Consider the following 24,426-nt stretch of genomic DNA (forward strand, 5'->3'; position numbering starts at 1 on the left):
GCTCCTCACCATTCAAGTCGACAACGTCAGGTAGATGCCGATGTAGGCATCCGGATTTGAGAACGCAGCCTCCTGCACGGCGTAGTGGCGCTTAGTGGAGTAGCTGTCCATGCCATGGTCGCTGCCGAACAGACGAGCCAAATCGTCCTCCTGATCTTGCCCCTCTACAACAAAACTTGCGGCGGGGGATTTCTGGTTGTCCGCCAATACAAGACGGATCTTTTGCCAGTCTTCAAAAAAGTACTCTTCGAGCAGGGGCAAAATGCGAGTACTGAACACCTGTTGCAATGCTACAAATCGTTCATCCCCATCAGGAACCTGCGCTAATGGTGTGAAGTATGCGTGGCCGATACAATGATCGCGGTCGTAGAGCATCTCAATGCGCTGGTTTATGGCATCAAGCATGCGAGGCACATCTACCAGCTGCTCGCCCATACTGACCCGCAGGCCTGCGAGCGGTGCACCCGGCTCATCGCGAGCGTCCGGCATCACCGGCACAAATTCGAATCTACGGCGCAGCGCGGTATCCAGCAATGCAAGCGATCGGTCTGCCGTGTTCATTGTGCCGATAATGTCGATGTTGGCTGGCACCGAAAAACTTTCGCCGGAATACGGCAACGTCACCGAAATGGCGTTTACAGCTCCTTCGCGCTTATCAGCTTCAATCAGGGTGATCAACTCGCCGAAGATCTTGCTGATGTTGCCTCGGTTGATCTCATCGATCACCATCGCGAATTGCTGATCCGGTGCCAATCGTGCCTTCCGGCACAGATCCTTGAAAGCCCCCGCGCGGATCTCGTAATGGATTTCACCGGTCTCTGTATCGCCGTCGAGAACCGGTCGGAGCCCCTCGACGAATTCCTCGTAACCATAGGATTGGTGAAAGGTAACGAAACTGTAGCGTTTGATGTATTCGGCTGAGGGTGGGCCGGCATCGTACTCATCCACGAGCTTTTTCAGGTCGGCGGCTGCGTCTTCCCAGTCCCCTGCAAGTATCCAGGACGAATCCGGTAGCTTGTCAAATACAGCCGGTGCCATCCGTTTGCTCATCTTGACAGTTTCAGATGATTCAATCGTGTGGTACTGAAGGGCACCCCAAACGGTGTTTCGTACATTCTTGTTCGCACTCTTGGCGACGGCAATAGCTTTCATAAAAGGGTGGTTGAGCAGTGTGTCGACGCTCGCTTTCCCGCCCAGCTGGTAGAGAGCCGCTGCAGCTGCTTCCCACCAGGTGAGGCCCACTGCCTTCTCGCCCACAAATTGATTTTGCCACTCTTCCTTGGATACGGAGATCATGGCCTGCTCATACTCTCGCTTAAGCAGCTTTGACAACTCGTAGGTCTTCCCCGTGCCGGGAGGGCCGTAGTAGATACGGTTGATGGGAAATCTCGCTGCATCAGAGTCGGCTGTTTCGTCTTCGTCGGCATCATCACCTTGCTCCACTGGATCATCCCGAAGTTGATCCGGCCACAGTCCCGGCCTCTCAGTATCAAGCACCAGCCAGTCGTCGAGTGATTCACGCTCAGCAGAAAGGGCTCCTTCGATCTTCGAGACTAATTCCTCAGTCAGCGGTTCGCGGTTGAGCTTGGTTAACGCACCCATCTCCCGCATCCATGAGAGCTTCCGCGTCCGTGTGCCCCGAATCACGCCAAGCACACCAACCGCGCGCTCGCTTCCGGGATTCTTGCGGCCAAACCGCACTTGGACGCCCTTGTTCATGTGCCACCAGTCCAGACCTGCCGTATGGACAGCCCGCGCCAATCGACAGAACAGCGCTTTGTCAGGTGGTGACCACGAGGCACGGAAAGTCTGGAATGCGGGTTTACTGTCGAAGTGCTTGAGCAGGTCCTCGTCGCTCAGTGTCTTACCGAGGTTCAATTTGGTAACCACTTCGTCGTAGCGCAGCTTGAAGCTACGGATCGCTTCGATACTCCACGAAACGAGCTGGTCCAGTGATTTCTCCAGACCATCGCCTGTAGGCATTTTGGTGACAAAGGGGGATGAGTTGTTATAGGTGCCGCGCAACGCTAGATAGGCTTTTCGCAGCGCACCGGACTCATCTAGTCCCACGGTATCGATCTTGACCACGAAGCCGTCATCGGCATCGATGCCTACGGTGTAGGCCAACTCCTTCGGCGCCTCGGACGAGGGGTAGATTTTTGCCCAGTTGTAGCCAGCGAAATTATTACCTTGGTTGGTAGGGCGCTTGCGAATCTCCACGCGGCCCATTGGAAACAACTCAGTCTTTAGCTTTTTCGCCCACGTTTCTGTTACCTCGTAGGCCTTCTTCAAATCATCGTAGGCCTGGTTTTGTTCAGGGTTTGATTCGTCACGCTTTTGCCCTATCCACTTGTTCAGCAACTCGAAGTGTTCGGTGGTGAAATAGTCAGACATGGTTCTCAGATCCCTTCGACATCAATTCCGTGTTAAGCCAGCCAAGTCTTTCGCTGCGCGAATTCATGTGTGGCGCGCTCTACGCGTAAACAGAACGCGGGAGTATGGTACGGCTCGCGCAGTTGAGCTACCTCCTGAACTACCTCGAATTGAGCAGTACGTGTCGGTATTAGGATTGCCTTCCTGTGGAGGTACAGTTAGTCGCCCTTGGTACATGTGCCCAACGATAATCCAGGTCCTACACCTTCACGCCCCACTGGCCGCATCTCCATCCGCATTTGGCAGTCGGCCACTTGGCTCGATATCTAGGTCTTCGCACGTGAGCTGTACCAGCGGATGAAGCGCGCGCGGTGGGTAGGAGCGCCAGCTGTACCCGAAAGGTAGTTTATTGGCAGTGAGTGCTCAGTGTATCGGCACGACATTGCAGTTCCTGGTGTCATTGATGGCAGCTGCGGACAGACTGCCTGTTGCTGCTTTTTGGATATGCTCGCTCCACCAAGCCATCATCGGACGCCGGCGTTCGATGTAATCCGCCCGGTTGTAGGCACTACGGACTTCATCCTTGTCGACATGCGCCAGCGCAACTTCGATCAGCTCCGGATCCCACCCATGCTCGTTCAGGATGGTGCTGGCCATGGAGCGCATGCCGTGGCTGACCAAGCGGTCCTGGAAGCCCATGCGTTTCAACGCCATGTTGGCGGTCTGGCTGTTGGCGTGGGTGCGCGGGTTTCTATCTGCCGGGAACACGTATTCCCTGTGGCCGCTGTGGAGCTTGAGCGTCTCCAGTAACGCGAGTGCCTGTTCGGTCAGTGGGACGGTGTGCGAACGACGCTTTTTCATGCGCTCCGGAGGGATGGTCCAGATGCGTTTGTCGAAGTCAATGTCTGCCCATCGAGTGGTAGCCGCTTCGGCAGGGCGAGTCATGGTGTGCAGTTGCCATTCGATCAGGCAGCGGGTGATCCGCTTGATGCTGGCGTTTGCGATTTCGATCATGAGCTCGGAAAGCTCATCGGGTCGTAGCGCGGCCATGTTCTGTTTCTTGGGTTTCTTGAATACTGCGCGAATGCCACTGAGGGGGTTCGCAAAGATCAGTCCTGAATTGACCCCATAGGTCATGATTTCGTTGAGCCGTTGGCTCAATCGCTTCACTGTCTCGAGGCTGCCTTTGGCCTCGATTGGGCGAAGCAGTTCGATGACCATTGGTGCGCTGATTTTTGAAAGCGGAGTTGTTTTCAGGTCTGGAAATAAATGCAGCGTGAGCGACCGCCAAATGTCCTCGGCGTAGGCCGGCGTGACCGAGTCTTTCTTAAGCTCGAACCAGGCGGTGGCCACGTTCTCGAAGGTGTGTTCCGTTTCTGCGCGCTTGGCCTCACTCAGCGTATCGCGCTGCACCTTCGGATCGATGCCTTGGGCGAGCAGCTCGCGTGCTTCGACCGCCATCTTTCGGGCGTTCGCCAGTGACAGTTCGGGGTAGGTGCCCAAGCCCATGTTGATACGGTTCTTGGTCACCGGTTCACGGTAATTGAAATTCCACAGCAGAGAGCCATTGCTGCGTACACGGAGCTGTAAACCGTCACCGTCGGTGAGGACATAATCCTTGGACGCGGGTTTGACTCCCTTGAGCTGCCGATCGGAGAGGCGGAGGGTTTGAGCAGGCATGAGATTTTCCTCAGGCTCTGATTTGGTATTCCAAAGATTAGCACCGGATGGCCTGGAATACCGTTTGGAATACCCGAATGGCTGGAACTCAAAAAATCTCAAAAGACCGCAAAAGCGCTGGAAGCCGCGTGTTTACTGGATTTCAGGCACAAAAAAAGACGTCCGTGGACGTCTTTAGATGATGAAGTGGTGGAGCCGGGGGGATTTGAACCCCCGTCCGCCAGTACTCCGCTGTCGGTACTACATGCGTAGCCGTGTCTATTAAGTTAACCCTCAGCGACCCGACGGGCAGGGTGCTTTGGGCGAGTTGTGTAAGTTTTAGCCGCTTCGTCCACAACGTACTGCACGGCGATTCTGTTCTATATGACAATCACTTTGGGTTTACAGACATCCCCTGATGATTGCTGGACCCGAAGGTACCAGGAGGGAAGGGCTAAGGCTGCTTACGCAGCGAGAGCGTATTCCCCGTAGGTTTCGTCATTGGCAACTATAGGAAGTTGCAACAGTGGATTTACGAGTTCTGTTACCAACTCGGCATGCACCTAAAGTTTCGCAACCGGCGTCGAATCCTAAACGGCCCCGAGCCTGATGCTCTTTGAATCAAGTGAGCAACAAGCCTGTACAGTGTACGTCAACGTGACTCAGAAGGCCAACCCGAAGGTTGGCCACCATAAATTATGGGTTGGGCTCGTTGCTCTGTTTGTCAGCGAGTGCCAATGCCTGGATGGCCTCGGTGACGCATTTCTTGTCGTCTCCGGAGGCTTGTGAGGCTTCGGCGCTGGACATCAGTCTTTTGATCTCCATTGTGGTGTTTCCGGAGGTCGCCGGCAGCGCATTCACTTTGCCTTTGAGCTCTTGCAGCTTGCTCGTACAGAGGTTGTTATCCGCAGCAAACACAGGAGAGGCCAGCATTGCAGCGCAAATGAACAGGCCAGCGAGTGCGGTACGTTTCATGGATATCTCCTGGATCGGATGGTCTCGGTGCTGACGTATGAGCGGGCGGCCAGGCCGAGCCCGAAAAACAGCCACGATTGATGGGGCCTATCTAAAAGACTACGACGCAACGCAAGAATTCGGTTTTTTCAGAAAACGTGTCGAGCTTTTTCCAGAGATGCGCACGGTTACACATTTCCAAACCCCGGATGCAACAAAACCCGCAACTGGCGGGTTTTGGTTTGCTGCGTATCGGACGCAGCCGGGCTTTGAACTCCCGGCTGCCAGTACTCCGTTGTTGTTGATGCAAGGCCCAAAAGGCCAACCCGAAGGCTGGCCCTGAGCTGAGAGTTACTTCCCGCCTTTGCTCGCGTTCTTGAGGTCCTGGATGGTTTGGTTGGTCTCGGCGACGCAATCATCAATACCTTTTTTGGTGCCTTTTGCATGGTCGGTTTGGGCTTTCTCGACAGAGTCCGCTACTTGCTCAGCCATTTCGGGAGGAATCTGTGCCTTTGCGTTTTCGATGGTTTGCAGATTGACCGCGCATAGATCTTTTTCGGCGGCAAACGAGGGGGAGGCCAGCATTGAGGCAGTAACGAACAGACCAAACAGTACAGAACGTTTCATGAGTATCTCCTTGAACTGAGTGGCCAGGCATCGCTGACCATCAGGACGGGCTGCCGAGTATTGGAAAGGTCCCACGTTTGCAGGACTTGATCTGTGGACTGCGGCGGCACGTCAGGGTTCTGTTTATTGCTGTAATGCTGTCGGTTCTGGCAGGAAGCACTAAAAAAGGCGCATGAATGCGCCTTTCGTGAGGTTCTGCTCAGGTCGCCCTAGCCTGGGTAACGCGGTCCACGAGATAGACTAGTCCGTGGTAGTCAATGCCGCCATGTTGCGTCAGACCGATCTCACAGGTGCGGCTGGTGGAAATGCCTTCGCTGCATTGTTGCACCGCGTCCTTGAGCGTGCGCAGCGAATGGGCGTTCAACTCCGGCGTGGTGAAGCCCTTGTCACCGGCAAACCCGCAACAGTGAATGCCTTCAGGAATGACCACGTTTTTGCTGCATTTGCGCGCCAGATCGATCAACGCCTGACTTTCGCCAAGGTGCTGAGTGCTGCAAGTGACGTGTACCGCAATCGGCGCTTCCTGCGGTGTGAAGTCGAGGCGATCCACCAAGTGCGTGCGGATGAAACGCACCGGGTCGTAGAGGTCCAGTCGAACTTCGCCAAGGTCTTGAGTGAGCCGTAACGTACACGGGCTGGTGTCGCAGTAAATCGGGTCGAGCCCGCCGCGACTGGCGTGCAGCAAGGCGCCGATCAGTTCCTGGCGTTTATGTTCGGCTTGTTCGGCGTAGCCTTTGGAGGCGAATGGCTGGCCGCAGCAGAGGTTGTCCAGATTGTCCGGGAAGACCACCTGGTAACCGGCCTTCTCCAGCAGCCCGCGGGTTTTGTCGTACAACGACACCTGCTCTTTATCCCCCGCCGCTGGCCCCATAACCCGCGACACACAAGCCGCCAGGTACACCACCCGAGGGCGTTCGTCCGACACGGCGGGACTGAAGCGGATGGCTTTTTCCGGCTGCGGCATGGCGTTGGTCCATTGCGGGACCTGACCTTTGGACAGCTTCGTCAGCGCCGTCGAGAGTTTTGCCAGGCGTGGCGCGCCGAACAACATCCGTGCGCCATTGGCGACGTGCAGGGTGAACCGCGCCCCTTGTAGCGCCGTGGCGAAATTTCCTTCTAGCCAGTTAGCGGTTTTCGTATGGGTTGCCGTGCGGCTACGGAGTTTTTTCACCAGCTCGCCGGTGTTGATGCCGACCGGGCAACGTTGCGCGCACAGGCCGGTGGCGGCGCAGGTATCGATGCCCTGATATTCGTACGCGGATTCGAGTTCGGTGGTATCGATGCCGGCGCGTTTTCGCGCCTGAATGTCGCGCCAGATCACGATGCGTTGGCGTGGACTCAGGGTCAGTCCCTTCGACGGGCAGACGGGTTCGCAGAAGCCGCACTCGATGCACTTGTCCACAATCTCGTCGGCGGCCGGCAAGGGCTTGAGGTGCTTGAGGTGGATCTGCGGATCTTCGCTGAGCACCACGTCCGGATTGAGAATGCCGTTGGGATCGAGCAGACGCTTGAGCTGCCACATCAACTGGTAGGCATCGCTGCCCCATTCCAGCTCGACGAACGGCGCCATGTTGCGCCCGGTGCCGTGTTCGGCCTTCAGTGAACCGCCAAATTCCACCGCCACCAGTTGCGCCACGTCGTCCATGAACGCCTGGTAGCGTGCGACTTCTTCCGCGTTGTTGAAGCCTTGGGTGAAGACAAAGTGCAGATTGCCTTCCAGCGCGTGTCCGAAAAGGATTGCTTCGTCGTAGTGATGTTTGTCGAACAGCTCGATCAGGCGGTTGACGCCGATGGCCAGTTGTTCGACCGGGAAGGTGACGTCTTCGATGATCACCGTGGTGCCGGTCTTGCGCACCGCGCCGACGGCCGGGAAGGTGTCTTTGCGGATGGCCCAGAGACGGGCGTTTTCCTGCGGGTCTTCAGTGAAATCGACCTGCTTCTCCACCGGGAACGCCTTCAGCGACGCCATGATCTGCGCCAGTTGCTCATGCAGCAGTGTGGGTGATGCGGCGCGAGATTCGATCAGCAAGGCGCAGGCATTGTTCGACAGATGCTGTACGAAAGGCGGCATGCCGGGTTTGTTCTGCACTGAACGCAGGCTGCGTCGGTCCAGCAGTTCCACGGCCGACACCGGTTGGCTTTTCAGTACGGTGACCGCGTTGCAGCAGGTCTCGACATCCGGGAACACAATCAGGGCCGAGGCCTTGTTCGGGTGGTCGATCACCGTGTCGTAGGTCACGGCACTGATGAACCCGAGCGTGCCCTCGGAGCCCACCAGCAAGTGGCTCAAGATATCCACAGGCTCGTCGAAATCGACCAAGGCATTGAGCGACAGGCCGGTGGTATTTTTCAGACGGTATTTGTGACGGATTCTCGCAGCCAGCTCAGCGTTTGTCCGGGTCTCACGACCAAGAGTCGCCAGGCGCTCCAGCAGGGTGGCGTGGCTTTGGCGAAATGCCGCAACGCTGGCGGCGTCTTCAGTGTCGAGACGACTGCCGTCGGCCAGCACCAGACGAATGCCAGCCAGGGTGTGATAGGTGTTTTGCGCCGTGCCGCAGCACATGCCGCTGGCATTGTTGGCGACGATTCCGCCGATCTTGCAGGCGTTGATCGAGGCCGGATCGGGGCCGATCTTGCGTCCGAACGGTGCCAGCCAGGCGTTGGCCTGGGCGCCGATCACCCCCGGTTGCAGGCGGATTTGCGCGCCTTGCCCGCGGATTTCGCGACCGTTCCAGTTATCCCCCAGCACGATCAGCACCGAATCGCTGATCGCCTGGCCAGACAGGCTGGTGCCAGCGGCGCGGAAGGTCACCGGCACCCGATCGCGTTGCGCCAGTTGCAGCAGTGCCACCACTTCGTCTTCGGACTCGACGCGAATCACCAGTTGCGGAATCAATCGATAGAAACTGGCATCGGTGCCGAAGGCCAGGGTCGACAGCGGGTCGTCGAAGCGTCGTTCTTGAGGAATCAGTTGTTGTGCATCGCGCAGAAAAGCGGACGGTAGACTCATTGGTCCTCCAGGATCAGCACCACCAGGTCTTTCGGACCGTGAGCGCCGTACGCCAGGACTTGTTCGATGTCGGCGGTCTTCGACGGGCCTGACACCAGCAACGCGTTGGTCGGCATGCCTTGCGCCCATTCGAACTCCTGTTGCACCTGATAAAAGTTGTCGCGGATTTCACTGGCCTTGAGCAGCGCGAAATGCACCGGAGGGGCCAGGCTCATCAGGCGCGGTTCTTCCCGGGTCGGCCAGAGAATCAGGCTGCCGGTCGCGGCGATGGCGCCGAGGGTGGTGGTCAGGCTCGCCGGGGTATCGTTGAACAGCTCGGCTTTCCATTCTTCGACCGGGCGGTCGTAGGCCTTGAGCATTGGCAGGCCGGGATTCTTCGCCCAGTGTTGTGTGATGCGTTGACCGTGGGGCGTTGTCGGTGCGATCAGCAGGCTTGGCAACTGGCGGTCCCGCAGCAATTGAGTGAGTAGCGTCGGCCACTCTTCGCCGGACGTCAGATGAATTTCCGTGTGCACCGCTTCCATCAGCTTGCGCAGTTGCGCAATGCGTTGCTCAGGAGCGTAGGTGTAAGGCTGGGTCACCAGTTCGACATCAAAGTTGTCGGCCACCGGTGTGGTGCCTGTCAGACTTTTACGCAGTTTGGCGAGGATATTTTGCTTGGCGCTCATCAGCGGTCTCCCTTGGCAAAGTGCTCGCGGGCCATGTCATGCAGTGAGCGGGCAGCGGGTTTCGGTGCGCTATGATTTTGCGTCCACGGGCCGACATTGCTCGGCGTGAGGGCACGCAAACGGGTGGCGAAAAAACCGAACAGGCGATACAGCGTCGGCGAACTGTTGAGCTTCGCCCAGGCGTTCCAGATGAACCGTTCCTTGCGCGAATACTTGCTGCCCTGACCGCGCATCACTTGATGGGGGCTGTCCGGGGCCTTGACGTTTTCTTCGCGCAGGCGCCGCAGCAAAGCAGGGATCGGGATTTTTACCGGGCATACTTCCCCGCAGGCTCCGCACAGCGAAGAGGCGCTCGGGTGATCCGGGACTTTCGCCAGGCCGACCATGTGCGGGGTGATGATTTTTCCGATAGGCCCGGGGTAAACCTCCCCATAGGCATGGCCGCCAATTCGGGTATACACCGGGCAATGATTCATACAGGCGCCGCAGCGGATGCAGTTCAGGGTCTGACGCAATTCGCTGTCGGCAAAGGCCTGGCTGCGGCCGTTATCGAGCAGTACGAGGTGCACTTCCTGCGGGCCGTCGAGTTCATGTTCCTTGCGCGGGCCGGAGATCATGTTGACGTAAGTGGTGATCGGGATACCCAGCGCCGAGCGGGTCAGCAGCGACAATAGCGGCACCACGTCGCGCAGGTTTTCCACGACTTTTTCGATACCGGTGACGGCGATGTGCACCGGCGGCACCGTGGTGGTCATGCGACCGTTGCCTTCGTTTTCCACCAGCAGCAGGGTGCCGGTTTCGGCCACGGCGAAGTTGACGCCGGAGACGCCGATGTCCGCTTCGAAGAATTTCTGCCGCAAGACCTTGCGACCGATCTGAATGAGTTGGTCAACGTCCTTGGTGTATTCCACTCCAAGCTTGTCGTGGAACAAGGACGCGACCTGACCGGCGTTCTTGTGGATCGCCGGCATGATTATGTGTGAAGGCTTCTCGTGGTCGAGCTGGACGATGTACTCGCCCATGTCCGATTCCAGGCATTCAATGCCCCGGTCAGCAAGGAAATGGTTCATCTCCATTTCTTCGCTGACCATCGATTTGCCCTTGATCACTTGCCGCCCCTCGTGAGCGCGGATGATCGAGAGGACGATGCCATTGGCCTCGTCCACCGTTTCCGCCCAGTGCACAGTCACACCGTTGCGGGTCAGGTTCTGTTCCAGTTGCTCGAGCAGGTCGGGCAACTTGGAGAGCGCGCGGGCACGGATTGCATTGCCCAGTGCGCGCAAGTGTTCTCTTTCGTGGGCATCGCTGAAAGCTGCTGCCCGTTTGGTCATCAGTGAATCCATCGCCTTGCGAAAGTTGCCTCGCAATTGCGCGTCACCCAGCGCGTTGTGGGCGCGGGTGCGGAAATCTTCTTCTACGGCAACCGTAGGAATAATCGTGGAAGTGCTCATCGGGCACCCCCGGTACGCTGCCAGAGGAAGCTGGCCAGATGCTGACCACGCAACGCTTCCTGCTGTTTTTCCAATGAGCCGTTGATGTTCATCAAACAGCCGCAGTCGGCACTCAATACCTGGTGCGCGCCGGACTCCTTCAACGCCCGGGTCTTGTCAGCCACCATCGCGCCGGAAATGTCTGGCATACGGACGCTGAATGTCCCGCCAAAGCCACAGCATTCACTTTCGTGATCGTGATTGACCCGCTCCACATTGCTCAACTGCGACAACAATTCGCGGCCGTGCAGGTGGGTGTTCATTTCACGGCGTGCCGAACACGAGGTGTGCAGCGCCACTTTCACCGGTTCGCCGCTGTCTTTGAGCTGCACCTTGCAGACGAATAACAGGAACTCGGCCAGCTCAAAGGTTCTTGCGGCCAGCGCCTGAACCTGTTTCAACGTTTCCGGCTCGTCCTTGAACAAGTCGGCATAGTGTTCGCGCAACATCCCGGCGCAAGAGCCCGAAGGCACCACCACCGGATAATCCCCGGCAAACAACGCCAGTTGCGAGCGCGCCACGGTCCGTGCCTGCTCGGTGTAACCCGAGGTGTAGGCCGGTTGTCCGCAGCAGCTTTGCCCTTGCGGGTATTCGACACGAATGCCCTCGCGCTCCAGCAGGTGGATCGCGTCCATTCCGGCTTCGGGGTAGAACAAATCCACCACGCAGGTTCCGAACAGATAGACCCGTGACGGTTTCTCGCTGGGGTATTGCCGAGGCTCGGGCAGTGGCGGGGCGACACGGGTCGCATTCGGCACAGCGTTGTAAAAAAGCTCGCTCATCAGGCGTGTCTCCGGGTGGTCCCGGTTATTCGTCCGTTGAGGCCGCTGAATATAGAGAGAGAAGCTTTCAGCAGCCTTACAGACCGGGGTGTGAGTAGCGGACGCCGGGGGCGTGGCCCGGCGTCGGTTTTTATCGTGTTGCTTGTGGTCCTTAGTGCACCAGCATTCCGGTGAACCAGTAGGCTTGGGCCAAGGTGATAAGTCCGACAATCGTTGCAAAGAATAGGCTGTGCTTGAGGGTGAAGCGGAACAGATCCGATTCTTTGCCCACCAGGCCGGTCGCGGCACAAGCCACGGCGATCGATTGTGGCGAGATCATCTTGCCGGTCACGCCGCCGCTGGTGTTCGCCGCCACCAGCAAGGTGTCGTTGACACCGATCTGGTGCGCGGTGGTCGCTTGCAGCGAGCTGAACAGGGCGTTGGACGAGGTATCGGAACCGGTGAGGAAAACCCCCAGCCAGCCGAGGAACGGCGAGAAGAACGGGAACGCTGCGCCCGTTGCCGCCAGTACCAGGGCCATGGTCGAGGACATGCCCGAGTAGTTCGTCACGAAGGCAAACGCCAGCACCATGCCGATGGACAGGATAGGCCAGCGCAGTTCATAAAAGGTCTCTTTCAAAGTAGTCAGACCAGTTTTGAAGTTGACCTTCAGCACCAGCATCGAGATCAGTGCCGAAAAGAATATCGCCGTGCCGGTCGCGGAAATCGGGTCCAGTTTGAATACTGCCGGGATGGCGGTCGGCGCGGCCACGATTGGTGCAACCTTGATCACCATCTGATCCAGGTGCGGAATGGCAAAGTTGAAGACGAAGCTGTACATCGAGCCGCCGGCGGCAAACATGGCCTTGAACGGTTTCAGGGTCCAGATGGTGACCAGTACGGTGAGAATCAAAAACGGCGACCAGGCCTTGAAAATTTCCCCGAGGCTGTAAGGCGATGCCACGGTTGTGCGCTTCTGGCCGAAACCACCTACGCTGGCGCTCACCACGGAGGCCGAGACGGCGCCCACGATGTGTTGGCCGGCGGCGCGTTTTGGTTGCCAGACTTTCAGGAACAGGGTCAGGGCAATCAGGCTGGCCAGGGCAGACGTAATGTCCGGCAGTTCCGGGCCGATGAAGTTCGAGGTGAAGTACTGGGTCACGGCAAAGCTCAAGCCGGCCACCAGCGCAGCAGGCCAGGTTTCCCGCACGCCGCGCAGGCCATCCATCATGAACACCAGCCAGAACGGCACGAACATCGACAGCAGTGGCAGTTGACGGCCGGTCATGGCGCCGATCTTGAACGCGTCGATGCCGGTCACTTGCCCGGCAACAATGATCGGAATGCCGAGGGCGCCGAAGGCTACTGGCGCGGTGTTGGCGATCAGGCACAGGCCGGCGGCATACAACGGATTGAAGCCAAGCCCTACCAGCAGGGCGGCGGTAATCGCTACCGGCGCGCCGAAACCGGCCGCGCCTTCGAGGAAGGCGCCGAAGCAGAAACCGATCAGCAGGACTTGCAGACGCTGGTCATCGGTAATCGACAGGACCGAACTGCGGATGACTTCAAACTGACCACTCTTGACCGTCAGTTTGTAGAGGAACACCGCTGCCACAATGATCCAGGCAATCGGCCACAGGCCATAAGCGAAGCCATACCCGGCGGCGGCGAACGCCATATCGACCGGCATCTGGAAAGCGAAGATCGCCACCAGAATCGACAAGGCCAGGGTGATGCTGCCAGCCACATGGCCCTTGAGGCGGAATACGGCCAGGGCCAGGAAGAAAAACACGATGGGGATGACGGCGGCGAGTGCGGACAGGCCGAGGCTGCCGAGCGGGGTATAGAGCTGTTGCCAGGTTTGCATATGGGGTGGCCCCTAATTGTTGTTGGTCAGGCACTGATCAGCGTTCTTGGATAATTGGTAAGACCAATTTACAATCGCTGTTGGCTAGGGTAAAAGCCTTGTAGGCGGTGTGTCAATTTGCCGCCCTAAAACTTTTGTCGAATGCAAAGTGCGCAGGTCGTCTGCCTGGTATGACCAAATGCGTTGTGACAGGTGCTGGCGTGGCGCCGATAGGCCAGAATAGAGCCCCGGCGAGCCGTCGGGTCGTGGAGTAATCGAGTTATGGGGTTTGATCAGATTCGTCAGCGCCGTTTGTCTGACGATATTGTCGAGCAGCTTGAGGGCATGATCCTCGAGGGCACGCTGAAAGCGGGTGAGCGCTTGCCGGCCGAGCGCGCGCTGGCCGAGCAATTTGGTGTGTCACGCCCTTCGTTGCGCGAAGCCATTCAGAAGCTGACCGCCAAGGGTCTGCTGGTCAGTCGCCAGGGCGGCGGCAACTATGTGGTGGAGTCGCTGGGTAGCACTTTCAGTGATCCCTTGTTGCATCTGCTGGAAAGCAATCCCGAGGCGCAACGCGATCTGCTGGAGTTTCGCCATACGCTGGAAGCGTCTTGCGCCTACTACGCGGCGCTGCGCGCTACGGATGTGGATCGCGAGCGGTTGACCGCGGCGTTCAACGAATTGCAGGACTGCTATTCGCGTCACGAACAGGTGAGTCGTGCCGAAGAGGGGGCGGCGGACGCAAGTTTTCACCTGGCGATCGCCGAGGCCAGCCACAATGCCGTGTTGCTGCACACCATTCGCGGACTGTTCGACCTGCTCAAGCGCAACGTGGTGACCAACATCGGTGGCATGTACAAGCAGCGCACAGAAACCCGCGACATGCTGATCACGCAGCATCGGGAGTTGTACCAGGCGATTATCGAAGGGCGGGCGGAGCAGGCAAGGGAAGTTTCCAGTCGGCACATTTTGTATGTGCAGGAGGTGCTGGAAGAAGTGCGTCAGGAAGTGCAGCGCATGGCCCGGGCGGAGCGGCGCAAGGGGATGTAGTCAGTCGGATGTGTATCGTTTTTGCGATCGCCATCGCGAGCAAGCTCGCTCCCACAGGTACACCGAAACCCTGTGGGAGCGGCGGTGCGGCGATCCGACTTGCCCGCGAAGGGGACCTCAAGGCGAAAGAATTACTCTTCCTTGCCCTTGTTGCGCACCGCACGCTGCAACTCCCGACCGGCGTCGCGTTCGCGCTCGGTATCGCGCTTGTCGTATTCCTTCTTGCCCTTGCCTAGAGCGATCTCGCACTTGACCATGTGCTTGCTCCAGTACCAGGACAGGCACACGCAGGCGTAACCCTTCTGCTGCACGGCGGCGGCCAGCTTTTCCAGCTCGCGCCGGTTGAGCAGCAATTTACGGGTGCGCACCGGGTCAGCGATGACGTGGGTGCTGGCGGTCGTCAGGGGCGTAATGTGGCTGCCGAGCAGCCAGGCTTCGCCATCCTTGAGCAGTACGTAGCTGTCAACCAGCTGCAGCTTGCTTGCCCGCAGACTTTTTACTTCCCAGCCGGCCAGGACCAGACCAGCCTCGAACCGATGTTCGATGAAGTAATCGTGTCGCGCCTTTTTATTTTGCGCGATGGTCCCTGTTGGGTGTTTCTTCTGTTTAGCCATAGGGGCGGCATTATAGGGAGTTGCACGCGAGTCGGCTACGGTGTTGCTGCGTGCTTGAGCAGGTTGATTGAATCCCGGACAATGCGGCCTCTTTTTTGAACGCTTGGGCGTGATAACGATGTCGACAGACAAGGTTTCTGTCCACGGCAGTTGGGCTAGCCGCTGGGTCTTCATACTCGCCGCGACCGGTTCGGCCGTGGGGCTGGGTAGTATCTGGAAATTCCCGTACATGGTCGGTGTCTATGGCGGCGGCGCCTTCGTGCTGATGTTCCTGGCCTGTATTGCATTGATCGGCGTGCCGGTCATGCTGGCGGAAACCCTGATCGGCCGGCGTGCCCGGCAGAGCCCGGCCAATGCCTTGAAGATGCTGGCGGTCGAGGCGGGGCACTCGGCGAAATGGTCCTGGGGGGCATTTGCCGGGATGATCACGGCGTTGCTGATCCTGTCTTTCTATAGTGTGGTTGGCGGCTGGTCGCTGGATTACATCATCGACATGGGGCGTGGCGACTTCCAGGGAACGACGCCGGACCAGGTGGGTGCCTACTTCGGCAATGTGATCGCCGATCCGTGGCGCCTGACACTTTGGCACACGATTTTTATGCTGTTGTCAGCGGTAGTGATCGCAAAGGGCGTGGTTGCCGGGCTTGAGCGCAGCTTGCGCATCATGATGCCGTTGTTGTTCGTGATGGTCCTCGTGCTGCTGGGCTACAGCATGACCACCGGACATTTCATGGAAGGCGTGCATTTCATGTTCGACTTCCACCCCGAAAAAGTCCTCGACGGTTTGCTGCCCGCCATGGGCCACGCGTTCTTTTCCCTGAGCGTGGGCGTCGGCTCAATCATGATCTACGGCGCCTACATGCCGAAGCACTCGTCGATTTCAGGCACGATTGTCGGCGTGGCGCTGCTCGATACCTTTGTTTCCCTGGTGGCCGGTCTGGCATTGTTTCCGATTGTTTTCGCCGCGGGCCTGAACCCGAGCGAAGGGCCGGGGCTGATGTTCGTCAGCCTGCCGTTTGCCTTCGGTAACGTGGCGTTCGGGCAGTTGATGGGTGTGGTGTTCTTCGTGCTGGTGGCGGTTGCTGCCTGGAGTTCGGCGATTTCCCTGCTTGAGCCGATGGTGGCCTACCTGGTCGAACGCACTAAGGTGAGTCGTGCATGGGTCACCTTCTGGTTGGCTTTCAGTTGCTGGTTTGTTGGTCTGGGCACGGTGTTCTCCTTCAATATCTGGAAGGAGGCCAAGTTCTTCGTGAACGAAGGCGGGATGTTCCACCTCTACCAATGGGGAGCAACCGGTGGTCTCGACTTCTTTGGCGTGATCGATTTCTTCACCTCGCGACTCATGTTGCCGCTTGGCGGTTTGTGTTTCGTGGTGTTCGCGGGCTGGATCATGGGGCGTGAAGCGGTGCGCGACGAGTTGTCGATCCGCAACCCTGCGCTGTTTGACCTGTCCTTGTTCTTGATGCGCTATGTGGCGCCCATCGGCATTCTCGTAGTGTTTGCCGCCCAGCTGTGGAAGTGACGCTGACATGACGACACACATTTCACGTTCGGCCTTGCTGCCGTACCCGGCACAAGCGCTGTATGACCTGGTCAACGATGTGGCACGCTATCCGGAGTTTCTGCCGTGGTGCTCGTCGGCTGAAGTCCTGGAGAGCTCCCCTGAGCATATGCGGGCGAGTGTCGGGGTGGCGAAGGGCGGCCTCAGTCAGCATTTCGTGACGCGTAATACCCTGGTTCCCGGGCAATCGATCGAAATGAACCTTGAGGAAGGTCCGTTCAATCAGCTGCATGGCGTGTGGGTGTTCAAGCCACTGGGCGAGAAGGCCTGCAAGATCAGTCTTGATCTGTCGTTCGATTATGCCGGGCCGTTGGTTCGCGCCACCCTGGGGCCGCTGTTCAACCAGGCGGCCAATACCCTGGTGGACGCGTTCTGCCAGCGTGCCAAGCAGATACATGGTTGAGGTCATGGGTGATGATTGAAGTCGAGGTGGTTTACGCGGCCGTAGACCGTCAGGTGCTGTTGACGGTGGCGGTGCCTGCCGGAACGACTGTGCGGGCGGCCTTGCTTGGGTCGGTCCTGACTCAAGAGTTTCCAGAGCTGGATCTGACCCAATGCCCTGTGGGTATCTTTGGCAAGGTTGTAGCCGATCCAGAGAGTCGGGCAGTCCAGGCTGGGGATCGCATCGAGGTTTATCGACCTTTGCTGGCCGATCCCAAAGAGGTTCGCCGACTGCGCGCGGCAAAGGCTGCCGAGGCCAAAGCCCGTAATCAGTGAGTGGCTTGAACGCCAGACATTAAAAAGCCCGGGCATGCCGGGCTTTTTATTGCGTCGCAAATTATTGCGGCGAGGTTTCCAGTGGTCGCGGCGTCGGGACCGGAACGGTTTCTACACCGTCGACGTCCTTCTGGATCTGATCCAGCAACGAACCTGGCTTGACCGGTTTTTCCGGTTTTGGCTTCTCGACGTTTTCTGCCGGGGCAGCCACTGTCGTGCCGCTGTCCTTGCCGAGAATGGCTTCGTCACGGCTCACGCCTGGCATGAAATCGCCAGAGAGGCTGACAAGCTGATCATTTGGGTTGAAGATAACACTGATGCGTTCCTGTTGGCGTTCACCGCCACCAGGTTGCAGGCTGTACAGATAATCCCAGCGATCGGCATGGAACGTGTCAGTCAGCAGAGGGTTGCCCATGATAAACCGTACTTGCTTACGGGTCATTCCCGGGCGTAACTGGTCTATCATGTCCTGCGTGACGACATTGCCCTGCTGGATGTCGATTTTGTAAACCCCGGGGAATGAACAACCGGCGAGTGCGAGCAGTCCCACAAAGGTGAAACTGGTTAGCAAGAGCTTGGTGTTTTGCATCGGTGGGCGACTTCCACTATCTTGGCTGGGACAACGTAAACGCCGATCATACCCGCATTAAGAGAAGCTGCGAAGCAGCATCGCGAGAAAGCTGACCATGGTTGAAAATAGCGAACTACGCAAAGCCGGCCTCAAAGTGACCCTGCCACGGGTCAAGATTCTGCAAATGCTCGATTCCGCCGAGCAGCGCCACATGAGTGCCGAGGATGTCTACAAGGCCCTTATGGAGGCTGGTGAGGACGTCGGTCTGGCCACGGTTTACCGTGTTCTGACCCAGTTCGAGGCAGCTGGCCTTGTGGTGCGGCACAACTTCGACGGAGGCCATGCGGTCTTCGAACTGGACGACGGAAAGCATCACGACCATATGGTCAACGTTGAAACCAGTGAAGTGATCGAATTCTTCGACGAAGAAATCGAGCGGCTTCAGAAAGCAATCGTCGACAAGTATGGCTTCGAGATGGTTGATCACAATCTGGTGCTGTACGTGCGCAAGAAAAAGTAAGCATGTCGCGCGAACATCCGTTCGCGAAACGAGCGAAGGCGACCCCAGGGTCGCCTTCGTGCTTTCCGGCTTTACTCAAGCTTTGGCGGCAACCACCATTTTTTTCGCGTGAGCCAGGGATTCCTTGGTGAGATCGATGCCGCCCAGCATCCGTGCGACTTCTTCGACGCGGTCATTCTTGCTCAATTTGGAAACGGCCGTACGGGTGGCATCTTCTCCGCGTACTTTATGCACAAATAGATGCTGATGACCTTGCGCTGCGACTTGCGGCAAGTGGGTCACGGTCAGTACTTGCCCACGCTCGCCGAGCCTGCGCAGCAACTGGCCGACGATTTCTGCGGTCGGGCCGCCGATGCCGACGTCGACTTCGTCGAATACCAGGGTCGGTACACGGGAGGTCTGCGCGGTGATCACCTGAATCGCCAGGCTGATCCGCGACAGCTCGCCACCGGATGCCACTTTCGCCAGGGCTTTCAGTGGCTGGCCAGGGTTGGCGCTGACCAGCAACTCTACCTGCTCGAGGCCATTTGGCAGCAGTTCATCGCTGCTGTTTGGGCGCAGTTCAATGGTGAAGCGACCGCCGGGCATGCCCAGTCGCTGGATTTCCTGCTCTACGGCGCTGGCCAGGCTATTCGATGCTTGATGCCGTAGATCGCTCAGTTCCCGGGCCTTTTCCTGATAGTGCCGGGCATAGGACGACAGCTCATCGCTCAGTCGCTCGATGGATTCGTCGTTGGCGTTGAGGGTTTCGATTTCATCCAGCAGTTTCTGTTGCATCTCGGCAACTTCAGTCGGCTGGATGCGGTGTTTGCGCGCCAGGGTGTAGATCGCGTCGAGGCGTTCTTCAAGGTATTGAAGGCGCGACGGATCAGCATCGAAATTGTCGAGGAAGCGGTTCAGTTCACCCACGGCCTCTTCAACCTGGATCTGTGCACTGGTCAACAAGCTGCTGGCTTCGCCCAGCGCGCCGATCGAGCTGTTCACGCTCGACAGGCGGTTGAGGCTGGCGGTGAGGGCGTTCAGGACATTCCCGGAATCACTTTCACTGCATTGCTCGACGACTTGCCGGCAAATGCCGAGCAAGGTCTCGGCGTTGGTCAGGTTCTTGTGTTCCTGTTCCAGTTCCCCCAGCTCATTGTCGCCAAGGCCGAGGTTTTCCAGTTCTTCGAGTTGATAACTGAGCAACTGATGGCGGGCGCGTTGCTCGTCACCGGAATTGGAGAGTCGCTCCAGTTCCTGGCGGGTCTGGCGCCAACGCTGGGCGGCGAGCTGAACCTGCCGGGCAAGGTCGGTCGCGCCGGCATATTCATCGAGCAGGCGACGGTGGGTGTCGGTCTTGAGCAGGGATTGGTGTTCGTGCTGGCTGTGAATGTCGATCAACAGCTCGCCCAGCGCCTTGAGATCGCCAAGCGGGCAGGGCGTGCCGTTGATGTAGCCACGCGAGCGCCCTTCGGATGTGATCACCCGGCGCAGGATGCATGGGCCGTCGTTTTCGAGGTCGCGTTCGGCCAGCCAGGCGCTGGCTTCCGGAATGTCGGCCAGATCGAAGGTGGCCAGGATATCGGCCTTGTCGGCGCCGGGGCGGACCACGCCGCTGTCGGCGCGATCACCCAGGGTAAGGCCCAGCGCGTCGAGCATGATCGACTTGCCCGCGCCGGTTTCCCCGGTGATAACGCTCATCCCGCGATCGAGTTCGAGATCGAGATGTTCAACGATGGCGTAGTTGTGTACGGACAGGTGCACCAGCATATGGGCCGCTCCCAGGTGTTAGGTCTGGTTATTTATACAGTGTTTTGTTTCGGGCTGACAATGCCTCTCGTTAGCTCGATTCGCTTGGTCCGACAAAACCCTTATCGCGAGCGGGAATGACAAAGCGGTTGTTTTTTGTAGGGTTAATCGTCGGCCCCCCTTGAAGCCGGATTTTGCGGCCCCATATAGCTGGGCAGAAGCGCGAGTTGAGCTCGCGGACGATATTGAAAGGAGAAATCTATGGCTGACGAACAGACAGTGGATACGCAAAACCCAGACGCCAACCAGGCGCCCGAGGCTTCGGGTGAAGACCTGGCGGCTCGTGTACAAGTGCTCGAAGAGCAACTGGCAGGCGCTCAGGATCAGGCTTTGCGTGTAGCCGCCGATCTGCAGAACGTCCGCCGTCGCGCCGAGCAGGATGTGGAGAAGGCTCACAAGTTCGCGCTGGAAAAATTCGCCAGCGACCTGCTGCCGATCGTCGACAGCCTGGAGCGCGGCCTGGAACTGTCCAGCCCGGACGACGAAAGTATCCGTCCGATGCGCGAAGGCATCGAGCTGACCCTGAAAATGTTCCAGGACACTCTCAAGCGTTATCAGCTTGAAGCGATCGATCCGCATGGTGAGCCGTTCAACGCAGTTCAACATCAGGCAATGGCCATGCAGGAAAGCGCCGACGTCGAGCCGAACAGCGTTCTTAAGGTGTTCCAGAAGGGCTATCAGCTCAATGGTCGCCTGCTGCGCCCGGCGATGGTCGTGGTCAGCAAGGCGCCTGCGCCGGTTTCGCCTTCGATTGACGAGCAGGCTTGAAATCCGCCGCAAGGCCCCCATTTATAAGTCAAGCGTTTAAGTGCTACCGCAGTTAGCCACCACTGCTGCGGCAACCAAATCCAAAGTTTCGGGAGAGTGAACATGGGCAAAATTATCGGTATCGACCTGGGGACTACCAACTCCTGCGTCTCCGTGCTGGAAAACGGCAAGGCAAAAGTTATTGAAAACGCTGAAGGCGCGCGTACCACGCCGTCGATCATCGCTTACGCCAACGATGGCGAAATTCTGGTTGGCCAGTCGGCCAAGCGTCAGGCTGTGACCAATCCGCACAACACCCTGTACGCGGTGAAGCGTCTGATCGGTCGTCGTTTCGACGAAGAAGTCGTGCAGAAAGACATTCAGATGGTCCCTTACAAGATCGTCAAGGCTGACAACAATGACGCCTGGGTTGAAGTGAACGGCCAGAAAATGGCACCGCCACAAATCTCGGCTGAAATCCTGAAGAAAATGAAGAAGACCGCCGAAGACTACCTCGGCGAGACCGTGACTGAAGCGGTGATCACCGTTCCGGCCTACTTCAACGACAGCCAGCGTCAGGCCACCAAAGACGCCGGCCGCATCGCCGGTCTGGACGTAAAACGTATCATCAACGAACCGACCGCGGCTGCTCTGGCTTACGGTATGGACAAGGCCAAGGGCGATCACACCGTGATCGTTTACGACCTGGGCGGTGGTACTTTCGACGTTTCCGTGATCGAGATCGCTGAAGTCGATGGCGAGCACCAGTTCGAAGTACTGGCCACCAACGGTGACACGTTCCTGGGCGGTGAAGACTTTGACATTCGTCTGATCGACTACCTCGTCGACGAATTCAAGAAAGAAAGCGGCATGAACCTCAAGGGCGACCCGCTGGCCATGCAGCGCCTGAAAGAAGCTGCTGAAAAAGCCAAGATCGAACTGTCTTCGAGCCAGTCGACCGACGTGAACCTGCCGTACATCACTGCAGACGCCACCGGTCCCAAGCACCTGAACGTGAAGATCTCCCGTGCCAAGCTCGAAGCGTTGGTGGAAGACCTGGTTCAGCGCACCATCGAACCTTGCCGCATCGCGATGAAAGATGCCGGTATCGACGTTGGCACGATCAACGACGTGATCCTGGTGGGCGGTCAGACCCGTATGCCACTGGTTCAGAAGCTGGTAACCGAGTTCTTCGGTAAAGAAGCTCGTAAAGATGTGAACCCGGACGAAGCGGTTGCCATGGGTGCTGCCATCCAGGGCGCGGTACTGGCCGGTGACGTGAAAGACGTTCTGCTGCTCGACGTCAGCCCGCTGACCCTGGGTATCGAAACCATGGGTGGCGTGATGACCGCGCTGATCGAGAAGAACACCACGATTCCTACCAAGAAATCGCAAGTGTTCTCGACTGCCGACGACAACCAGGGCGCCGTGACCATTCACGTGCTGCAGGGCGAGCGTAAGCAAGCTGCCCAGAACAAGTCCCTGGGCAAGTTCGACCTGGCCGACATCCCACCGGCTCCACGTGGTGTGCCGCAGATCGAAGTGACCTTCGACATCGACGCCAACGGCATCCTGCACGTAGGTGCGAAAGACAAGGCTACCGGCAAGACCCAGTCGATCGTGATCAAGGCCAACTCCGGTCTGTCCGACGAAGAAATCGAGCGCATGGTGCGTGATGCCGAGGCTAACGCCGAAGAAGACCGCAAGTTCGAAGAACTGGCCACTGCCCGTAACCAGGGTGATGCACTGGTTCACTCGACGCGCAAAATGGTTGCCGATGCCGGCGATAAAGTGACCGCTGAAGAGAAGACTGCAATCGAGGCGGCAGTCGTTGCCCTGGAAGCCGCCGTCAAAGGCGACGACAAGGCTGCTATCGACGCCAAGGTTGAAGAACTGTCGAAAGTCTCCGCTCCAGTGGCGCAGAAGATGTACGCCGAACAGGCTCAGCCTGCTGAAGGCGCGGCACCACACAACGACAAGGCTGAAAAGGCTGATGACGTTGTCGATGCCGAGTTCGAAGAGGTTAAAGAGCACAAGTAAGTAGTTTGTCGGCCGGTTGACTGCCTTTGGGCGGCGACTGGTAGGATGTCGCCGCGCGGGAGCTTGCTCCCGCGTTGGCGTATCTGGAATACGCGAATTTTTACAGCATGCGACAACGCTCGAATGCTGATGGCATTGCCGGGAATGCTCCTGCTTTCCGAGCTGAAAGTGCCAGATCGAATCAAAGACCAGGATCGTTGAATTGACGTGAGTTGGGTCCGGGCCTGTATTGGGGCTCAACGAGTTCGGCAGACTCAGGAGGGTTGTGTCGGACGTCCTTAAGAGTGCAAAGACTTATGGCAAAGCGTGACTATTACGAAGTGTTGGGTGTTGAGCGTGGCTCAAGCGAAGCGGACCTGAAAAAGGCCTACCGTCGCCTGGCGATGAAGCACCACCCGGACCGTAATCCCGATGACAAGGCGTCGGAAGAGATGTTCAAGGAGGCCAACGAGGCCTACGAAGTGCTGTCGGATTCCAGCAAGCGCGCGGCATACGACCAGTACGGCCATGCCGGTGTCGACCCGAGCATGGGTGGCGGCGGTGCCGGGTTCGGTGGTCAGAACTTCTCCGACATCTTTGGCGATGTCTTCAGTGACTTCTTCGGTGGCGGTCGCGGCGGTTCCCGTGGCGGCGCTCAGCGCGGCAGTGACTTGCGCTACACCCTGGAGCTGGACCTTGAGGAGGCGGTGCGCGGTACGACCGTGAACATCCGCGTTCCGACGCTGGTCAACTGCAAGCCTTGCGACGGCTCCGGTGCCAAGAAAGGTTCTTCGCCGGTGACCTGCCCGACTTGCGGTGGTATCGGTCAGGTGCGCATGCAGCAAGGCTTCTTCTCGGTGCAGCAGACCTGCCCGCGCTGCCATGGCCAGGGCAAGATCATTTCCGATCCGTGCGATTCCTGTCACGGCGAAGGTCGTGTCGAAGAGTACAAGACCCTGTCGGTGAAAGTGCCGGCCGGTGTCGATACCGGTGACCGCATTCGTCTGTCCGGCGAAGGCGAGGCGGGCGCTCAGGGTGGCCCGACTGGCGACCTGTACGTGGTGATCAACGTGCGTGAGCACTCGATATTCCAGCGCGATGGCAAGCATCTGTTCTGCGAAGTGCCGATCAGCTTCGTCGATGCGGCGCTGGGTGGCGAGCTGGAGATTCCGACCCTTGATGGCCGGGTCAAGCTGAAGATCCCTGAGGGGACGCAGACCGGCAAGCAGTTCCGTGTTCGTGGCAAGGGTGTTGCGCCTGTGCGTGGCGGTGGTGCGGGTGACTTGATGTGCCGTGTGGCGGTCGAGACTCCGGTCAATCTGAGCCGTCGCCAGCGCGAAATGCTCGAGGAGTTCCGTAGCTCCCTGGCGGACGACAACAGTCATTCACCGAAAACCACCGGTTGGTTCGAAGGCGTGAAGCGCTTCTTCGGCGATTTGTAAGGAGACAGG

General features: G+C 58.3%; 20 protein-coding genes and 1 other RNA gene. 8 read left to right on the forward strand and 13 right to left on the reverse strand.

Going from position 1 to position 24,426, the window contains the following annotated elements:
- Positions 1–12: 12 nt before the first annotated feature.
- The 10 genes from ACEN8Z_RS06280 to ACEN8Z_RS06325 all read right to left on the reverse strand — a co-directional run bounded on the left by ACEN8Z_RS06280 (position 13) and on the right by ACEN8Z_RS06325 (position 13,409).
- Complete coding sequence (locus ACEN8Z_RS06280) at positions 13–2,394, reverse strand: McrB family protein (protein ID WP_495597103.1); 2,382 nt, start codon at positions 2,392–2,394, stop codon at positions 13–15.
- Between the two features lie 402 nt (positions 2,395–2,796).
- Positions 2,797–4,053 carry an integrase domain-containing protein gene (locus ACEN8Z_RS06285; RefSeq protein ID WP_248914301.1) on the reverse strand — a complete coding sequence of 419 codons (1,257 nt, stop codon included), beginning with the start codon at positions 4,051–4,053 and terminating at the stop codon, positions 2,797–2,799.
- A 187-nt stretch (positions 4,054–4,240) separates the two neighbouring features.
- Positions 4,241–4,634, reverse strand: a transfer-messenger RNA (tmRNA) gene (gene ssrA / locus ACEN8Z_RS06290).
- 94 nt (positions 4,635–4,728) lie between these two features.
- Positions 4,729–5,007, reverse strand: a complete 279-nt coding sequence (locus tag ACEN8Z_RS06295) for a PA2433 domain-containing protein (RefSeq protein WP_495597104.1) — start codon at positions 5,005–5,007, stop codon at positions 4,729–4,731.
- A gap of 330 nt (positions 5,008–5,337) precedes the next feature.
- Complete coding sequence (locus ACEN8Z_RS06300; protein ID WP_277534442.1) at positions 5,338–5,613, reverse strand: PA2433 domain-containing protein; 276 nt, start codon at positions 5,611–5,613, stop codon at positions 5,338–5,340.
- A 199-nt stretch (positions 5,614–5,812) separates the two neighbouring features.
- On the reverse strand, positions 5,813–8,623 hold the full coding sequence (locus ACEN8Z_RS06305; RefSeq protein ID WP_495597105.1) for an FAD-binding and (Fe-S)-binding domain-containing protein: 2,811 nt from the start codon (positions 8,621–8,623) through the stop codon (positions 5,813–5,815).
- Entirely contained in the window at positions 8,620–9,291 is a 672-nt protein-coding gene (locus tag ACEN8Z_RS06310; protein WP_495597106.1) for a LutC/YkgG family protein, read from the reverse strand. Before ACEN8Z_RS06310 ends, ACEN8Z_RS06305 begins: the two co-directional genes overlap by 4 nt.
- Positions 9,291–10,742 (reverse strand): LutB/LldF family L-lactate oxidation iron-sulfur protein, encoded by a 1,452-nt coding sequence (locus tag ACEN8Z_RS06315; protein WP_442098354.1) that lies wholly within the window; start codon positions 10,740–10,742, stop codon positions 9,291–9,293. The genes ACEN8Z_RS06310 and ACEN8Z_RS06315 overlap by 1 nt, the downstream gene beginning before the upstream one ends.
- Entirely contained in the window at positions 10,739–11,563 is an 825-nt protein-coding gene (locus tag ACEN8Z_RS06320) for a (Fe-S)-binding protein (protein ID WP_007993564.1), read from the reverse strand. Before ACEN8Z_RS06320 ends, ACEN8Z_RS06315 begins: the two co-directional genes overlap by 4 nt.
- Before the next feature lie 151 nt (positions 11,564–11,714).
- Complete coding sequence (locus tag ACEN8Z_RS06325) at positions 11,715–13,409, reverse strand: lactate permease LctP family transporter (protein WP_007993566.1); 1,695 nt, start codon at positions 13,407–13,409, stop codon at positions 11,715–11,717.
- A gap of 261 nt (positions 13,410–13,670) precedes the next feature.
- Here ACEN8Z_RS06325 and ACEN8Z_RS06330 point away from each other — a divergent pair, with 261 nt between their 5' ends.
- Complete coding sequence (locus ACEN8Z_RS06330; RefSeq protein ID WP_442098355.1) at positions 13,671–14,438, forward strand: FCD domain-containing protein; 768 nt, start codon at positions 13,671–13,673, stop codon at positions 14,436–14,438.
- A gap of 131 nt (positions 14,439–14,569) precedes the next feature.
- On the opposite strand, the gene smpB is transcribed toward ACEN8Z_RS06330, so the two are convergent.
- Entirely contained in the window at positions 14,570–15,052 is a 483-nt protein-coding gene (gene smpB / locus ACEN8Z_RS06335; protein ID WP_007993569.1) for an SsrA-binding protein SmpB, read from the reverse strand.
- A 118-nt stretch (positions 15,053–15,170) separates the two neighbouring features.
- Between smpB and ACEN8Z_RS06340 the strand changes: the two genes are divergently transcribed.
- The 3 genes from ACEN8Z_RS06340 to ACEN8Z_RS06350 are packed head-to-tail and all read left to right on the forward strand — an operon-like array spanning position 15,171 to position 17,330.
- A complete protein-coding gene (locus tag ACEN8Z_RS06340; RefSeq protein ID WP_495597107.1) occupies positions 15,171–16,574 on the forward strand; it encodes a sodium-dependent transporter in 1,404 nt (467 codons plus the stop codon).
- Between the two features lie 7 nt (positions 16,575–16,581).
- Positions 16,582–17,016 (forward strand): type II toxin-antitoxin system RatA family toxin, encoded by a 435-nt coding sequence (locus ACEN8Z_RS06345; protein WP_103394085.1) that lies wholly within the window; start codon positions 16,582–16,584, stop codon positions 17,014–17,016.
- An 11-nt stretch (positions 17,017–17,027) separates the two neighbouring features.
- Complete coding sequence (locus ACEN8Z_RS06350) at positions 17,028–17,330, forward strand: RnfH family protein (RefSeq protein WP_495597108.1); 303 nt, start codon at positions 17,028–17,030, stop codon at positions 17,328–17,330.
- Positions 17,331–17,391: 61 nt separating this feature from the next.
- Here ACEN8Z_RS06350 and ACEN8Z_RS06355 read toward each other — a convergent pair whose 3' ends face one another.
- Positions 17,392–17,919, reverse strand: a complete 528-nt coding sequence (locus tag ACEN8Z_RS06355; RefSeq protein WP_007993578.1) for an outer membrane protein assembly factor BamE — start codon at positions 17,917–17,919, stop codon at positions 17,392–17,394.
- A 97-nt stretch (positions 17,920–18,016) separates the two neighbouring features.
- Here ACEN8Z_RS06355 and fur point away from each other — a divergent pair, with 97 nt between their 5' ends.
- Positions 18,017–18,421, forward strand: coding sequence for a ferric iron uptake transcriptional regulator (gene fur / locus ACEN8Z_RS06360; protein WP_003197684.1), 405 nt, complete (start codon positions 18,017–18,019; stop codon positions 18,419–18,421).
- Between the two features lie 75 nt (positions 18,422–18,496).
- Here fur and recN read toward each other — a convergent pair whose 3' ends face one another.
- Complete coding sequence (recN, locus tag ACEN8Z_RS06365) at positions 18,497–20,170, reverse strand: DNA repair protein RecN (RefSeq protein WP_108229190.1); 1,674 nt, start codon at positions 20,168–20,170, stop codon at positions 18,497–18,499.
- Between the two features lie 240 nt (positions 20,171–20,410).
- Between recN and grpE the strand changes: the two genes are divergently transcribed.
- The 3 genes from grpE to dnaJ all read left to right on the forward strand — a co-directional run bounded on the left by grpE (position 20,411) and on the right by dnaJ (position 24,417).
- Complete coding sequence (grpE, locus tag ACEN8Z_RS06370) at positions 20,411–20,977, forward strand: nucleotide exchange factor GrpE (protein WP_108218134.1); 567 nt, start codon at positions 20,411–20,413, stop codon at positions 20,975–20,977.
- Between the two features lie 102 nt (positions 20,978–21,079).
- Positions 21,080–22,996 carry a molecular chaperone DnaK gene (gene dnaK / locus ACEN8Z_RS06375; protein WP_495597109.1) on the forward strand — a complete coding sequence of 639 codons (1,917 nt, stop codon included), beginning with the start codon at positions 21,080–21,082 and terminating at the stop codon, positions 22,994–22,996.
- A gap of 296 nt (positions 22,997–23,292) precedes the next feature.
- Positions 23,293–24,417 (forward strand): molecular chaperone DnaJ, encoded by a 1,125-nt coding sequence (dnaJ, locus tag ACEN8Z_RS06380; protein WP_007973132.1) that lies wholly within the window; start codon positions 23,293–23,295, stop codon positions 24,415–24,417.
- Positions 24,418–24,426: the final 9 nt, after the last annotated feature.

The sequence above is a fragment of the Pseudomonas sp. Pseusp10 genome (assembly GCF_059492225.1).